The sequence below is a fragment of the Arthrobacter sp. 01T414 genome (assembly GCF_056398965.1).
Window position 1 is genome coordinate 129,653 of sequence record NZ_JBFTQK010000007.1, and the last position, 14,980, is coordinate 144,632.

The window sequence follows — 14,980 nt, forward strand, 5'->3', positions numbered from 1 at the left end:
TCCATGAGCGACGAATTTTCCGTAGAGAGCGTCTACGCCGAGCTGCTGGGCCGGGCGCCGGAAAACAAGATGGAGCCGAGGCTGGCTCCGCTGCGCCGGGCCATGGACATCCTGGGGGAGCCGAACAAGGCGTTCCCGATCATCCATGTCACCGGCACCAACGGCAAGACCTCCACGGCCCGGATGATCGAGGCCGGGCTCCGCGCCCACGGGCTGAGCACGGGCCGCTACACGAGCCCGCACCTGTCCAAGGTCACCGAGCGGATCAGCATCGACGGCGAACCCGTCCCGGATGAGACCTTCGTCCGGATCTGGGACGAGATCCGCCCGTACCTGGAGATCGTGGACAGCGAGCTCGTGGCCGAGGGCCAGCCCCGGCTGACCTACTTCGAATGCCTGACCATCCTGGGCTTCGCGGTCTTCGCGGACCAGCCGGTCAACGTTGCCGTGATCGAGGTGGGCCTCGGCGGCATCACCGACGCGACCAACGTCGGCGACGGCCAGGTGGCCGTGGTCACCCCGATCTCGCTCGACCACACCGAGTTGCTCGGCCAGACCACCGAGGAGATCGCCTACGAAAAGGCCGGCATCATCAAGCCCGGCGGCTTCCTGATCAGCGCGGCGCAGCCGGTCGACGCGGCCCAGGTGCTGCTGGAAAAGGCCAAGGAGGTGGGCGTGCCCTTCCGCTTCGAGGGCGTGGAGTTCGGCGTCGAGTCCCGCACCGTGGCCGTCGGCGGCCAGATGGTGACCATCCAGGGCCTGGCGGACCGGTACGAGGACCTGCTGGTGCCGCTGCACGGCGCGCACCAGGCGGAGAACGCCGCCGTCGCGATCGCCGCCCTGGAAGCCTTCTTCGGCGCCGAGAAGCCGCTGGATGCCGAGGTGCTGCAGGAGGCCTTCGCCGCCGTCACCTCGCCGGGCCGGCTGGAGGTGCTGCGTACCGCCCCCACCATCGTGGTGGACGCGGCGCACAACCCGGAGGGCATCCGGGTCTCCGCCGAGGCGCTCCAGGAGGCCTTCAGCTTCAGCAAGCTGGTGGTGGTCCTGGGCATCCTGCAGGAAAAGGACGCCGAGGAAATCCTCCGCCAGCTCAAGGACTCCCTTGCGGAGGTCCCGGCCGAATTCTGCTTCACGCAGTCCAACTCGCCCCGGGCCATCCCCGCGGAGGAACTCGGCGAGCTGGCGCTGGACCTGGGCTTCGGCGAGGAGAACATCCACGTCGCCGAGAAGCTCGACGACGCCCTCGAATGGGCCGTGGAGCGGGCCGAGTCCAACGACGACCTGGCTGGCGGAATCCTCGTCACGGGGTCCATCACGCTCGTGGCCGAGGCCCGGGTCCTGCTCGGAAAGGCCGAGGCATAACCCATGGCAAAACTCACCAAAGCCCAGCGCGAGTGGCGCCCGGGCATGCCCAAGAAGCGCCGTTCCACCAAGGTCATGTTCGCCTCTACGGTGCTGCTGCTGGAGGCCTTCGTGGCGCTCTTCGGCACCCTCGCGGTCTTCGGCCTGCGCCGCGGCGAATTCCCGCCGCTGCTGGTCTTCGGCGTCGGGATCGGGCTGAGCCTGGTGCTCGCCCTGACCTGCGCCGTGCTGACTAAGCCGTGGGGTGTGGGGCTGGGCTGGGTCCTGCAGCTGCTGCTGGTGCTCACCGGATTCATTGAACCGACGATGTTCGTGGTCGGCGGGCTGTTCGCGATCACCTGGTGGTACGGCATCCGGACCGGCATCCGGATCGACCGCGAGTCGGCCGAGCGCGAACGCGAGCAGGCGGCCTGGGAGGCCGCGAACCCCGAGGGCCAGAGCAACTAGACTTGTCCCGAACCCCACCCCAACACATTGGAGCAGTTGTGAGCATTGAGCGCACCCTAGTCCTGATCAAGCCCGACGGCGTCGCCCGCAACCTGACCGGCAGCATCATCGCCCGGATCGAAGCCAAGGGTTACACCTTGGCCGAACTCAAGAAGGTCAACGCCACCCGCGAACTCCTCGAGCAGCACTACGAGGAGCACGTCGGCAAGCCGTTCTACGAGCCGCTGGTCGAGTTCATGCTCAGCGGCCCGGTTGTCGCGGCGATCTTCGAAGGCCACCGCGTGATCGAGGGCTTCCGTTCGCTCGCCGGCACCACCGACCCGACGACGGCGGCGCCGGGCACCATCCGCGGCGACTTCGGCCGCGACTGGGGCGTCAAGGTCCAGCAGAACCTGGTCCACGGCTCCGACTCGACCGAGTCCGCCGAGCGCGAGATCAACATCTGGTTCTAGGAACCCGAAGCACCACTCCGAGGTGACAGATAAGGCCAATGAACGCGAGCGAAAAGTGGCCTTATCTGTCACCTCGCGGCGTTTGCGGAGCGCTCAGTAGCCGGAGGTCCCGATGAAGACCTGGATGAAGGCGAAGAAGATGGTGGCGATGACGGCGACGTAGAGCAGGGCTGTAAGGATCCAGCCGGATTCCCCCATGATGCGGGCAACCGGGGCCGGGACCGGAATGACGCCGTGGCTGACGTTGCGCACCGTCACCCAGACGAACATGGGAATCATCGCGGCCCAGACGATCATGCAGAACGGGCAGAGGATGTGGATCGAGTACAGCGCCTGGGACCAGAGCCACACCACGAAGGCGAAACCCAACGTCACGCCGGTCTGCAGCCCGATCCAGTACCACCGGGCGAACTGGGCCCCGGCGAAGATGCCCATCGCCGTCGTAATAATGACTGCGAACGCGACAATGCCAATGAACATATTGGGGAAACCGAAGACGGAACTTTGCGGTGTTTGCATGACCTGGCCGCAGGAGATCCAGGGATTCACGTCGCAGACGGTGACGTGCTTCGGGTCCTTGAGGACTTCCAGTTTCTCCAGGACCAAGGCGCCGGAGGCAAGCCAGCCGACCACGCCGGTGATCAGCAGTAGCCAGGCGAAGGGCCGGTCACGCGTCATCGGCGGCAACGGGCGCTCCGCAGCTGCCGCGCCGGCGCCACGCTCGTGGGCAGTCACGTCGCCGGGGGCGTGGGAGATGCTGGGCATGGGATTTCAGTCCTTTGCGTCGGGTGCTCTTGGGCCGATTCTATCGCCGGAGGCTGGACGTAACCGGGTAGGCGTTGGGCCGTCGACAGTGATTCGGTCCACGGCGCGGACAGGATGACCCGCTTAGCCCTGCTTTGGCGCCTGCTGTGAGACAATGAACCTGGCTGGGGCTCGATCCACATTCGGGTCTCGGTCCGGCGACTTTGCTTTCAAGACCGCCAATGATGAGCAGGGCATACTCTGGATCACTTGATCCGGCCTATCCCGCAATGCCATTGGACGGCACCTGGTTGTGACACAGAGATCAACGGGTTCAAAGCAATCTCGCCGGCCTTCCAGGGCTGCCGCACCCCACTGCCGGTGCGAACCTGGAGGTATCCAACTGACTTCTGTCGGTGCCTGCGGGTGCTGACAAATATTTGCCCCACGGGTGCCGGATGTGGCGGTACGTCAGGGCAGGAGTGTAGCCACATATGGATAATGACCAGCTTGTAGCCGGTAACAACGAAGCCGCTGCCGCCGAAGAAGCCCCGGAAACCGCCGCCGCGGAGGCGCCCAAGAAGGCAACCAGGTCCCGCCGCAAGGCCGCCCCGAAGGCTGAGGCCGCGGTTCCCGCTCCCGAAGCCGTTGCTGACGTCGTTGCTGACGCAGCCCCGGCCGCTGACAACCTCGAAGCCCCCGCAGCCAAGGCCCCGGTCCGCCGGAGCCGGTCCCGCAAGAAGACCGAGGACGAAGTGTTGCCCGCCTTCGCCGATTCAGCCGCGGCCGCGGAAGCTGCCCCCGCCGCCGAGGCATTCGTTGGACTGCCGGCCGCCGAGACGGCACCGGAAAAGCCGGTCCGCCGCCGTGCCTCCCGCGCCAAGACGGCCCCGGCCCCTGCACCGACGGAAGAGGCCGCCACGCAGGCCGAAGCCGCTGAAGTGCCTTCCGACGCGCCGGCTGCCGAGACCGCACCCGCCGAGGCCGCACCCGCCGAGACTGCAACCACCGCGGCTGCTCCGGCAGAGGCGCCGGCTGCCGAGACCTCCGAGGCACCCTCGCTCTTCCTGGCTCCCGGCGCTGTCACCTCGATGATTTTCCAGGCCCCGGACCTGAGCACCGTCGTCCGTCCCGCCCCGGCCCCCGCGGCAAGCGCGGAAGCCGAAGAGGAAGAGGACGAGGAAGGCGACGACGCCGGCAGCCGCCGCCGTCGTCGCAGCCGTGGACGCCGTGGCCGCAGCCGCACCGGCGAAGCCGACACCGACTCAGACGGCTCCGCCGAAGGTGCGGGCGAGTCCGACGAAGACTCCGAGGGGACGCTCGAAGACGGCGTGACCTCGCGCCGGCGCCGCCGTCGCCGCCGCGGAGACCAGGACCTCGAACTGACCGGTGGCGGGGACGACGATCCGCCCAACACGGTCACCCGCGTCCGCGCGCCGCGTGCGATCAGCGAGGCCCCGGCCAGCAACCGCGTCACCTCCCTCAAGGGCTCCACCCGCCTGGAAGCCAAGAAGCAGCGCCGCCGCGAATCCCGCGACACCGGCCGCCGCCGCACCGTCATCACCGAGGCCGAGTTCCTGGCCCGCCGCGAATCGGTGGACCGCCAGATGATCGTCCGGCAGCGCGACGACAGAATCCAGATCGGCGTCCTGGAAGACGGCGTGCTGGCCGAGCACTTCGTCTCCAAGACCCAGCAGGACTCCCTGATCGGGAACGTCTACCTGGGCAAGGTCCAGAACGTACTCCCGTCCATGGAAGCGGCCTTCGTCGACATCGGACGCGGCCGCAACGCCGTCCTGTACGCCGGCGAAGTCAACTGGGACGCCGTCAACCTCGAGGGCAAGCAACGCCGGATCGAGAACGCGCTGAAGTCCGGCGACTCCGTACTCGTCCAGGTCACCAAGGACCCGGTGGGCCACAAGGGCGCCCGCCTGACCAGCCAGATCTCGCTCCCGGGACGCTACCTCGTGTACGTGCCCGGCGGCTCGATGACCGGCATCTCCCGCAAGCTGCCCGACGTCGAACGCAACCGGCTCAAGCGGATCCTCAAGGACCGCCTGCCGGAGGACGCCGGCGTGATCGTCCGCACCGCGGCTGAGGGCGCCTCGGAAGAGGAACTGACGCATGACATCAACCGTCTGCGTGCCCAGTGGGAAGGCATCGAAAGCCAGTCCACATCCACCAAGATCCTCGCCCCGGAGCTCCTCTACGGCGAACCGGACCTGACCATCAAGGTGGTCCGCGATGTCTTCAACGAGGACTTCTCCAAGCTGATCGTCTCGGGCGAGGAAGCCTGGGACACCATCGAGGCCTACGTCACCTACGTGGCACCGGACCTGGTGGGCCGGCTTGAAAAGTGGACCAAGGACACGGACATCTTTGCCGCCTGGCGCATCGACGAGCAGATCCACAAGGCGCTGGACCGCAAGGTCTTCCTGCCCTCCGGCGGCTCCCTCGTGATCGACCGCACTGAAGCCATGACCGTGGTGGACGTCAACACCGGCAAGTTCACGGGCAGCGGCGGCAACCTCGAGGAAACCGTCACCAAGAACAACCTCGAAGCGGCCGAGGAAGTCGTCCGGCAGCTGCGGCTGCGCGACATCGGCGGCATCATCGTCATCGACTTCATCGACATGGTGCTGGAATCGAACCGCGACCTCGTGCTGCGCCGCATGGTGGAGTGCCTGGGCCGGGACCGGACCAAGCACCAGGTCGCCGAGGTGACCTCGCTGGGCCTCGTGCAGATGACCCGGAAGCGGATGGGCACCGGGCTGCTGGAAGTCTTCGGCGAACAGTGCGAGGCCTGCGCAGGCCGCGGCGTCGTCACCCACGACGAGCCCGTGGAGCACCGCCGCGCCAACACCGTCGCCGCGGAACACCACGTCCCGCGCACCGAACACCAGCCCGCCGCACGCACTGAGCGCAAGCGCCGCCGCGGCAAGGGCGGTCAGGGAGCCGGCGAAACCACGCCGTCCGCCCCCGCAGCCGTGCACGCCGAGCCCACCGAGGCAGAGCGCCACGCGAAGGCGGAGGCGACGCGTGCCGCGCTGGCCAACATCGCCGCCGCAGCACACGCAGCCCACCTGCACGACGGCGAGGCAACAGCCGCTCCCGACGCCGAGACCCGCCAGGCAGCGCTCGACGCCGCCGTGGAGCTCGCTTCGACGGAGGAAGCAGCGGGACGTCCCGCGGCAGTGCTGACCTTCGGCGGCGAACAGGTCGCCTTGCCCTTCGTCGAGCACGCCGAGGAAACCCCGCAGCCTGCGCTGACCCTGGATGTGCTGACCGAAGCGTTCGCCCACTTGGGCGACGCCGAAGCCGGCAAGCCGGCCGACGCGGTCCAGACTGCGGAACGTCCGGCGGAACGGTCCTCGGAACGGTCCGCACCGGAGGCTCCCGCGGCGGAGCAGGCGGCGCCAGCCGCCTCCCGTGCCACCCGTGGCCGCGGCCGCGCACGGACGGCTCGGATCACGCCGCCGAGCGCACGCACCGCCGAGGCGCAGGCGCCGGTCCGGGAGGAGACCCGCAAGGCACCCGAGGCGCAGGCCCCGGTCCGGCAGGAAGCCCGCAAGGCGGCCGCACCCCAGGCGCAGGCCCCGGTCCGGCAGGAGACCCGCAAGGCGGCCGCACCCCAGGCGCAGGCCCCGGCTGAGGCAGCTAGCGGCACCGGAGCCCGGCGGGTGCGCCGGAACCGGAGCGCCAGCCGAGCCCAGGGCGCCGCCAACGAGACGTCCGTACAGCAGCGGGAAACCGCTCCGTCGGCTGCGGCCGTCTCGGTCCACGAGGCGAAGGCCCCGGAGCAGGCCATGGTGGCCACCAAGCCGGCCGCCAACAAGCCGATCATCCTCGGCGTCGGCGTCCCGGCGTCGGAGCTCTAGGGCCAGCAGGCATCACGGCTCGCGGGTGCCGTCCGGAATCGATGTAGCGTTACGTCGATCCCGGACGGTACCCGCGAGTTGGTTAACGGGCCGGCCACTGGGCTGACATGTAGGAAGCCTGGCGGCGGGGAACGCTAGGCTAGGGGACTGACACGGGGTGCCGCGCATCGAGCCGGCTGAGATCCAGACCCGTTGAACCTGTCCGGTTAGCACCGGCGAAGGGATGTCTCTTGTCTTCCACGACCGCGCTCTCATCAACCCAACCGGGACCTGACCGGGCCCCGGCCCTCCTGCAGTCCGTCTTCCCGGCGCCCGACGCCGGAACCCCGGGGACGCCAAGGATCCCGCGGGTACTCGCCATCGCCGGCTCCGACCCCTCCGGCGGGGCCGGCATCCAGGCCGATCTGAAAAGCATCGCCGCGAACGGCGGCTACGGAATGGCGGCCATCACGGCGCTGACGGCCCAGAACACCAAGGGCGTAAGGTCCGTGCATGTGCCGCCGGCGTCTTTCCTGACGGCCCAGTTGGAGGCCATCAGCGATGACATCACCATCGATGCCGTCAAGATCGGCATGCTTGGCGACGACTCTGTGATCGACGCCGTCCGGACCTGGCTTGAAAAGGTGCGCCCCGGCGTCTTGGTCCTGGACCCGGTGATGGTCGCGACAAGCGGTGACCGGCTGCTGCAGGAATCCGCCGAGACCGCGCTGCGGGAGCTGCTCCCGCTCGCGGACCTGATCACCCCGAACCTGGCCGAACTGGCCATGCTGCTCGGCGAACCGGCCGCCCAGGACTGGGACGGGGCGCTGGAGCAGGGCAAACGGCTCGCGGCGCTGACCGGCACAACGGTGCTGGTCAAAGGCGGACACCTGCCGGACACCGGAACCCACGTCGGCGGGTCCTACGACGGCGGAAGCCAGGACGCCGGCGGCTGCCCGGACGCGCTCGTCAACACCGGGGGAGTGCTGGGCCAAGAGGTGGTGGTCGTGGCAGGCCCGCGAATCGCCACCCGCAACAGCCACGGCACCGGCTGTTCGCTGTCCTCGGCGCTGGCCACGGTCCAGGCCAGGACGGGGGATTGGGAGACATCGCTGCGGGACGTGAAACCCTGGCTGCTCGGCGCGCTGCGGGAAGCAGGGCGCCTGGAGGTCGGAACCGGCAACGGACCGGTGCACCATTTCCACCACCTGCAGCCCGCCGCTTCGCCGGCCGGTGCGCAGCTCCCCGCCGAGGGCCACTTCGCGGCGCTGCTGGAAGGGCACGCGGCGGACGAGCTGGAGGCGATCTACGCCTTGGGCTTCATTCGGGGCCTCGCGGACGGCACCTTGCCGGAACACGAGTTTGCCTACTACCTCGCACAGGACGCCCTCTACCTCAACGGCTACTCCAGGGTGCTCTCCCGTGCGGCGGCGCTGGCGCCGTCGGAAGCCGAACAGCTCTTCTGGTCCCGTTCGGCGCAGCAGTGCCTCGAAGTCGAATCCGAACTCCACCGGAGCTGGCTGGCCGGCCGCACCGTCGAGAGGCAGCTGGGCCCGGTCACCAAGGCCTACGTGGATCATCTGCACGCAGCCTCGCTCGCGGGCAGCTACGGCGTGCTCGTCGCGGCTGCGCTGCCGTGCTTCTGGCTCTACGCCGAGGTGGGCGCCACGCTCCACCGCGACTTCCTCACCGCCGGTGCACCGGCCGGGCACGCATATGCTGTCTGGCTGCGGACCTACGCCGACGAGGCCTTCGCCGAGTCGACCCGGCAGGCGATCAGGTACGCGGACGCGGCAGCCCGCAACGGCTCCGAGGCGGAGCGCAACGCCATGGCGGTGGCCTTCCGGCAGTCCGCCCGGTACGAAGTCGAGTTCTTCGACGCGCCGAGGCTGCACGCCTGAGCCGCGCGGAGCAGGGCAGCCGGTAACATAATGGGGCGCGGTTCCGGAAGTCGCTGCAACACCACAACTTTGTCCCCCGCGGACATGGTGTGGCGCCTGTCACGCACTACCCGCCGGGACCAGCCTCGTTTGCGACCGAAGGCAAAATTAGCGTAGTCTAGATCTTCGGTGCTTACGCCAACACTTGGGTTATGACCTTGAGGAACTGTTCACCCGTATTACGGGCAGGACATTCCACGGGATAGCTCATGGGTTCCCCCGGGGAATCCACCGGCGTTGAGGCACAGCGTGAGCCGGTCCAAACATTTTGGCCCCAGGTTCCGCACGCAAATCTAGTAATAAACGTCGAGAGAAGTGAGTTCCCCAGTGGTGTACGCGATTGTCCGCGCAGGCGGCCGCCAAGAGAAGGTTTCCGTTGGAGACTTCGTTACCCTGAACCGCGTCCCCGGTGGAGCCGGCAGCACCTTTGAGCTGCCCGCACTGCTCCTGGTGGACGGTGACAAGGTCACGTCTGCAGCCAAGGACCTGGCCAAGGTAACGGTCACGGCTGAGATCCTGGAAGACCTCCGTGGTCCCAAGATCGTCATCCAGAAGTTCAAGAACAAGACCGGTTACAAGAAGCGCCAGGGTCACCGTCAGGAACTGACCAAGGTCAAGATCACCGGTATCAAGTAACTAGCGTTACTGTTCAGGTTTTCAGCAGATTCCCCAGAATTTTAAAGGCAGGCATTTCAAATGGCACATAAAAAAGGCGCGAGCTCCACTCGCAACGGTCGTGACTCCAACGCCCAGTACCTCGGCGTCAAGCGCTTCGGCGGCCAGGTAGTTTCCGCAGGCGAGATCATCGTCCGCCAGCGTGGCACCCACTTCCACCCGGGCGCCGGCGTTGGCCGTGGCGGCGACGACACCCTGTTCGCCCTGACCCCCGGTGCTGTCGAGTTCGGCACCCGCCGTGGTCGTCGCGTTGTGAACATCGTGGCTGCTGCAGCTGCAGAGTAACAACAAGTTCTAAATCGGTGGGGCGGGCCAGTAGGTCCGCTCCACCGGTGTTTTAACCGCATTACAATCATCTTGGGCCCCTCGCGGACCCGAGGAACAGCACTGAGGAGATCCACGTGGCGAGCTTTGTAGACCGGGTAGTACTGCACGTATCCGGCGGTACCGGCGGCCACGGCTGTGTCTCCGTCCACCGCGAGAAGTTCAAGCCGCTCGGCGGTCCCGACGGCGGCAACGGCGGCAACGGCGGCGACGTCATCCTGCGCGTGGACCCCCAGACCACCACCCTGCTCGACTACCACCACGCCCCGCACCGGCACGCCACCAACGGCGGCCCCGGCATGGGCGACTGGCGCGGCGGCAAGAACGGCGAGACCTTGGTTCTTCCCGTGCCTGAGGGCACGGTTGTCAAGAGCAAGGACGGCACCGTCCTGGCCGACATGGTGGGCGAAGGCACCGAGTTCATTGCCGCGGCCGGCGGCCTGGGCGGCCTCGGCAACGCCGCACTGTCCTCGCAGAAGCGCCGCGCCCCGGGCTTCGCGCTGCTCGGCATCGAAGGCGACTCCAGCGACATCGTCCTGGAACTGAAGTCCATCGCCGACATCGCCCTGGTCGGCTTCCCCTCCGCCGGCAAGTCCAGCCTCATCGCCGCCATGTCCGCCGCGCGGCCCAAAATTGCCGACTACCCCTTCACCACTCTGATCCCCAACCTCGGCGTCGTCCAGGCAGGCGACGTGCGCTTCACCATCGCCGACGTACCCGGCCTGATCGAAGGCGCCAGCGAGGGCAAGGGCCTGGGCCACCACTTCCTGCGCCACGTMGAACGCTGCGCGGCCCTCGTCCACGTGCTGGATTGCGGCACGCTGGAATCGGACCGCGACCCGCTCTCGGACCTCGCCGTGATCGAGGCCGAGCTCGAGAAGTACGCCGTGGACATGAGCTACGCAGGTTCGGACGGCGAAGTGGTGCCGCTGAACCACCGCCCCCGCCTGATCGCGCTGAACAAGGTAGACCTGCCGGACGGCAAGGACATGGCCGAATTCGTCCGTCCGGAACTCGAAAAGCGCGGCTACAAGGTCTTCGAAATCTCCGCCACCAGCCACGAGGGGCTCCGCCAGCTGGGCTTCGCCATGGCCGAGATCGTCAAGGCAGCCCGCGATGCTGTGGCCGCGACGCCGCCGAAGGTCCAGGCGCCGGTGCTGCGCCCGCGCGCCGTCAACGAGAGCGGCTTCACGATCCGCCGCGAGGAGAAGAACCTCGAGCCGCTGTTCCGCGTGCTGGGCGAGAAGCCCGTGCGCTGGGTCAAGCAGACCGACTTCACCAATGAGGAAGCGATCGGCTACCTCGCCGACCGCCTCGCGAAGCTGGGTGTCGAAACGGAACTGTTCAAGCAGGGCGCCAAGCCCGGCGACACCGTCGTCATCGGCGAAGACGACGGCGTCGTCTTCGACTGGGAGCCCACCATGATGGCCGGTGCCGAACTGCTGGCCTCCCCGCGCGGTACCGACGTGCGCTTCGCCGACATCGGCGACCGCCCCACCCGCGGACAGAAGCGCGAGGAACAGCAGGAGCGCCGCGACGCCAAGGCAGCAGCCCGGGCCGAGCTGGAGGCCGAGCGCAAGGCCGGCATCTGGACCGAATCGGTCAGTGCCCGCCGCGCGCCGCAGCCGCTCAAGGAGAGTGGACTCGGCGAAGCCGATGACGAGTAACACCGTCGCGACGCCCGGAGCGGCGGGCGCCCCCAGCCGCACGCTGCTCTCCGGCGCCCGCCGGATCGTGGTCAAGGTCGGGTCTTCCTCGCTGACTTCCATCAAGGGCGGGATCGCCGAGGAAGCGCTGAGCGACCTCGCCGATGCCCTCGCGCACAAGCGCAACGCGGGCACCGAAATCATCCTGGTCTCCTCCGGGGCGATCGCCGCCGGGCTGGCGCCGCTGGGACTCGAGAAGCGCCCCAGGGACCTCGCCACCCAACAGGCCGCTGCGAGCGTGGGCCAGGGCCTCTTGATGGCCCGCTACACCCACGCCTTTGGCGCCCACGGCGTCACGGTGAGCCAGGTGCTGCTGACCGCGGATGACTTTATGCGCCGCAGTCAGCACACGAACGCCTTCCGGGCGCTTGACCGGCTGCTGAACCTCGGCGTCGTCCCGGTAGTCAATGAAAACGACACCGTCGCGACGCACGAGATCCGCTTCGGCGACAACGACCGGCTCGCTGCCCTGGTGGCCCACCTGGTCCGCGCCGATGCCCTGGTGCTGCTCTCCGACGTCGACTCGCTCTACGACGGCCCGCCGTCACACGGCGCCAAACGGATTGCCCACGTCTCCGGCCCGCACGACCTTGAAGGCGTCTCGATCGGCAGCACCGGCAAGGCCGGCGTCGGCACCGGCGGTATGGTCACCAAGGTCGAGGCCGCGTCCATCGCCGCCGGCTCCGGGATCAGCGCCCTCGTGACCTCCACCGCGAACGCCGCCGCCGCGCTGGCGGGGGAGGACGTGGGAACCTGGTTCTCCGTCAACGGCTCCCGCAAGCCGATCCGGCTCCTTTGGCTCGCCCACCTGGCGTCCGTTCAAGGCACCCTGGTGCTCGACGACGGTGCCGTGCGCGCCGTCCGCGACCGCCACACCTCACTGCTGCCCGCCGGGATTTCAGCCGTGCACGGCGACTTTGAAGCCGGCGACGCCGTGGAGATGGTCGGCACCGACGGGACCGTAATCGCACGCGGACTGGTGAACTACGGCGTCGCCGAACTGCCGCAGATGCTCGGCCGCTCTACCCGCGAACTCGGCAAGACGCTGGGCCGCGGCTATGACCGTGAAGTTGTTCATGTTGACGACCTGGTGCTGGTCTAAGCTCCCGCCTCGCCTAAACTTGGAGAATGACTGAGGCCCTGACTTCGCACCCCGACCTGCCGGTTCACGACATGCCCTCCGCGGGCCTGCCGCCAGCCGCAACGGACGTCGAAGCCGCCGTTCATGCCATCGCCGACCGCTCCCGCGCAGCCTCCCGGCAGATGGCCCGCGCCAACCGGGCCTGGAAGGACCGCGGGCTGCGCGCCATCGGTGCCGCGCTGGTCGAGAACAAGGACCGGATCCTGGCCGCCAACGCCACGGACGTCGCGGCCGGCCGGGCCAACGGCACCTCCGCCGCGCTGCTAGACCGCCTGACCCTTACCGACGCCCGCGTGCAGGCCCTGGCCGCGGCACTGGAAAACCTCGCCAACCTGCCGGACCCCTTGGGCAATGTGGTCCGCGGCCAGACGCTTCCGAACGGACTGCGCCTGCGTCAGGTCAACGTGCCGATGGGTGTGGTGGCCGCGATCTACGAGGCGCGTCCCAACGTCACCGTGGACATTGCCGGACTGGCCCTCAAGAGCGGCAACGCAGTGATCCTGCGGGGCGGAAGCGCCGCCGCCGCGACCAACGAGGCACTCGTCGGCATCCTCCGCGAGGCCCTGGACTCCGTGGGCCTGCCCGCCGACGCCGTGCAGACCATAGACCAGTTCGGCCGGGACGGGGCGAACGTCCTGATGCGCGCCCGGGGCCGCGTCGACGTCCTGATTCCCCGCGGCGGACGCGAGTTGATCCAGACCGTCGTGACGAACTCCTCGGTGCCCGTCATCGAAACCGGCGAGGGCAATGTGCACATCTTCCTCGACGCCTCGGCGGACGAAAAGATGGCCGTCGAGATCCTGCTCAATGCCAAAACCCAGCGCCCCAGCGTCTGCAACACCGTGGAGACGCTGCTGGTCCATTCCGGCTCCACCGTGCTGCCCGCCGTGGCCGCCGCGCTGCGCGACGCGGGCGTGACCCTCCACACAGACGACCGGATCCGCGCCGCGCTGCCGGCCGCGGTGGAGTCCGTGCCCGCCACCGAGGTGGACTGGGCCACCGAATACATGGACCTGGACCTGGCGGTGGCCATGGTTGACAGCCTCGACGAGGCCGTGCAGCACATCCGCACCTGGTCCACCGGGCACACCGAAGCCATCCTCACCAACGACCTCGCCAACGCCGAGCGCTTCATCGCAGAGGTGGACTCCGCGGCCGTGATCGTGAACGCCTCCACGCGGTTCACCGACGGGGGAGAGCTGGGCCTCGGCGCCGAGGTGGGCATTTCGACGCAGAAGCTGCATGCGCGCGGCCCCATGGGGTTGACCGAGCTCACCACCACAAAGTGGATCGTGCAGGGCGAAGGCCAGATCCGGGGCTAGCAACGCGGTAACATGGAACAGAAGCCAGGAACGGCGGGACCTCCGTCGTCGCAAAACCGCATTAAGTTGTTAAGTCACTAGGGGAGAACATGCTGTCGCAGCAGATCACCACGTCCATAGCCGCAGCCGTTGAACACGAGGAACTCGCGCCGCTCATCGCGCCGCCGTTCGTCATCGGCGGCACCATGTTCGTGATCCTGCTGGTCCTGATGTTCATCACGCTGTCCTACGGCAACCTCGGCAAGCGCCACGAAGCCGTCGAGGAGCACCCGGACCCGCACCGCCAGCACCCGAACAAGCACGACCACGGCCAGGGCCACTAGTATTTCCGCCAAAGTGAAGCAGCACGGCGCGAAGCGCCGCCTGCGCCTGGGTGTGATGGGCGGCACGTTTGATCCGATCCATCACGGTCACCTCGTCGCGGCCAGTGAGGTCGCGGCCAAGTTTGGCCTCGATGAAGTGGTGTTCGTCCCCACCGGACAGCCCTGGCAGAAGAGCAGCAAGAAAGTCAGCGAGGCCGAGCACCGGTACTTGATGACGGTCATCGCCACGGCATCCAACCCCCGGTTCACGGTGAGCCGGGTCGACGTCGACCGCCCCGGTCCCACGTACACCATCGACACCCTGCGGGACCTGCGCACGCTGCGGCCCGATGCCGATCTGTTCTTCATTACCGGCGCCGACGCGCTTGCCCAGATCCTGTCCTGGAAAGATATTGACGAGCTGTGGTCCCTGGCCCATTTCGTCGGGGTGACGCGCCCCGGGCACGTGCTGGACGGCATGGGCCGCGACGATGTCAGCCTGCTCGAGGTCCCGGCCATGGCGATCTCCTCGACCGACTGCCGTACGCGGGTGGCGGCGGGAAATCCCGTCTGGTACCTCGTGCCGGACGGCGTGGTCCAGTACATCGCCAAGTACGACCTGTACGACGGCCAGCCCGACCCCGGGCCGGATTTCCAGGATTCCCCGCACGCCCTCGAAACAAACCAAACCGCCAGCACCGAATGAGC

The 14,980-nt window shown here is 68.1% G+C and carries 13 protein-coding genes and 1 riboswitch; of the genes, 12 read left to right on the top strand and 1 reads right to left on the bottom strand.

Annotated features, from left to right (window positions below):
- Window positions 1-3 precede the first annotated feature (3 nt).
- Genes AC1DK9_RS15590 through ndk form a run of 3 tightly spaced genes read left to right on the top strand, consistent with a single transcriptional unit; the run spans window position 4 to window position 2,261 of the window.
- Complete coding sequence (locus AC1DK9_RS15590) at window positions 4-1,362, top strand: bifunctional folylpolyglutamate synthase/dihydrofolate synthase (RefSeq protein ID WP_476916489.1); 1,359 nt, start codon at window positions 4-6, stop codon at window positions 1,360-1,362.
- Between the two features lie 3 nt (window positions 1,363-1,365).
- Window positions 1,366-1,809: a DUF4233 domain-containing protein gene (locus AC1DK9_RS15595; protein ID WP_476862843.1), complete on the top strand. Its 444-nt coding sequence runs from the start codon at window positions 1,366-1,368 to the stop codon at window positions 1,807-1,809.
- 38 nt (window positions 1,810-1,847) lie between these two features.
- Window positions 1,848-2,261 (top strand): nucleoside-diphosphate kinase, encoded by a 414-nt coding sequence (ndk, locus tag AC1DK9_RS15600; protein WP_476862844.1) that lies wholly within the window; start codon window positions 1,848-1,850, stop codon window positions 2,259-2,261.
- A gap of 93 nt (window positions 2,262-2,354) precedes the next feature.
- Here ndk and AC1DK9_RS15605 read toward each other — a convergent pair whose 3' ends face one another.
- Entirely contained in the window at window positions 2,355-3,026 is a 672-nt protein-coding gene (locus tag AC1DK9_RS15605; protein ID WP_476862845.1) for a vitamin K epoxide reductase family protein, read from the bottom strand.
- Window positions 3,027-3,499: 473 nt separating this feature from the next.
- On the opposite strand from AC1DK9_RS15605, the gene AC1DK9_RS15610 reads away from it, so the two are divergent.
- The 9 genes from AC1DK9_RS15610 (at window position 3,500) to nadD (ending at window position 14,978) form a co-directional block, all read left to right on the top strand.
- Entirely contained in the window at window positions 3,500-6,883 is a 3,384-nt protein-coding gene (locus AC1DK9_RS15610; RefSeq protein ID WP_476862846.1) for an Rne/Rng family ribonuclease, read from the top strand.
- A 143-nt stretch (window positions 6,884-7,026) separates the two neighbouring features.
- Window positions 7,027-7,124: riboswitch (TPP riboswitch) on the top strand.
- Window positions 7,125-7,173: 49 nt separating this feature from the next.
- Window positions 7,174-8,763: a bifunctional hydroxymethylpyrimidine kinase/phosphomethylpyrimidine kinase gene (locus tag AC1DK9_RS15615; protein ID WP_476916554.1), complete on the top strand. Its 1,590-nt coding sequence runs from the start codon at window positions 7,174-7,176 to the stop codon at window positions 8,761-8,763.
- A 366-nt stretch (window positions 8,764-9,129) separates the two neighbouring features.
- Entirely contained in the window at window positions 9,130-9,438 is a 309-nt protein-coding gene (gene rplU, locus AC1DK9_RS15620; RefSeq protein ID WP_175321083.1) for a 50S ribosomal protein L21, read from the top strand.
- Window positions 9,439-9,498: 60 nt separating this feature from the next.
- Window positions 9,499-9,762 (top strand): 50S ribosomal protein L27, encoded by a 264-nt coding sequence (gene rpmA, locus AC1DK9_RS15625; RefSeq protein ID WP_009372867.1) that lies wholly within the window; start codon window positions 9,499-9,501, stop codon window positions 9,760-9,762.
- Between the two features lie 116 nt (window positions 9,763-9,878).
- The gene (gene obgE, locus AC1DK9_RS15630) at window positions 9,879-11,468 is read left to right on the top strand and encodes a GTPase ObgE (protein ID WP_476862847.1); all 1,590 of its coding nucleotides are present in this window, start codon (window positions 9,879-9,881) and stop codon (window positions 11,466-11,468) included.
- Window positions 11,458-12,609: a glutamate 5-kinase gene (gene proB / locus AC1DK9_RS15635; protein ID WP_476862848.1), complete on the top strand. Its 1,152-nt coding sequence runs from the start codon at window positions 11,458-11,460 to the stop codon at window positions 12,607-12,609. The genes obgE and proB overlap by 11 nt, the downstream gene beginning before the upstream one ends.
- Window positions 12,610-12,635: 26 nt before the next feature.
- Window positions 12,636-13,970 (top strand): glutamate-5-semialdehyde dehydrogenase, encoded by a 1,335-nt coding sequence (locus AC1DK9_RS15640; RefSeq protein WP_476916490.1) that lies wholly within the window; start codon window positions 12,636-12,638, stop codon window positions 13,968-13,970.
- Window positions 13,971-14,059: 89 nt separating this feature from the next.
- The gene (locus AC1DK9_RS15645) at window positions 14,060-14,293 is read left to right on the top strand and encodes a hypothetical protein (protein WP_476862850.1); all 234 of its coding nucleotides are present in this window, start codon (window positions 14,060-14,062) and stop codon (window positions 14,291-14,293) included.
- A gap of 55 nt (window positions 14,294-14,348) precedes the next feature.
- Window positions 14,349-14,978, top strand: a complete 630-nt coding sequence (gene nadD / locus AC1DK9_RS15650; RefSeq protein WP_476862941.1) for a nicotinate-nucleotide adenylyltransferase — start codon at window positions 14,349-14,351, stop codon at window positions 14,976-14,978.
- Window positions 14,979-14,980 lie beyond the last annotated feature (2 nt).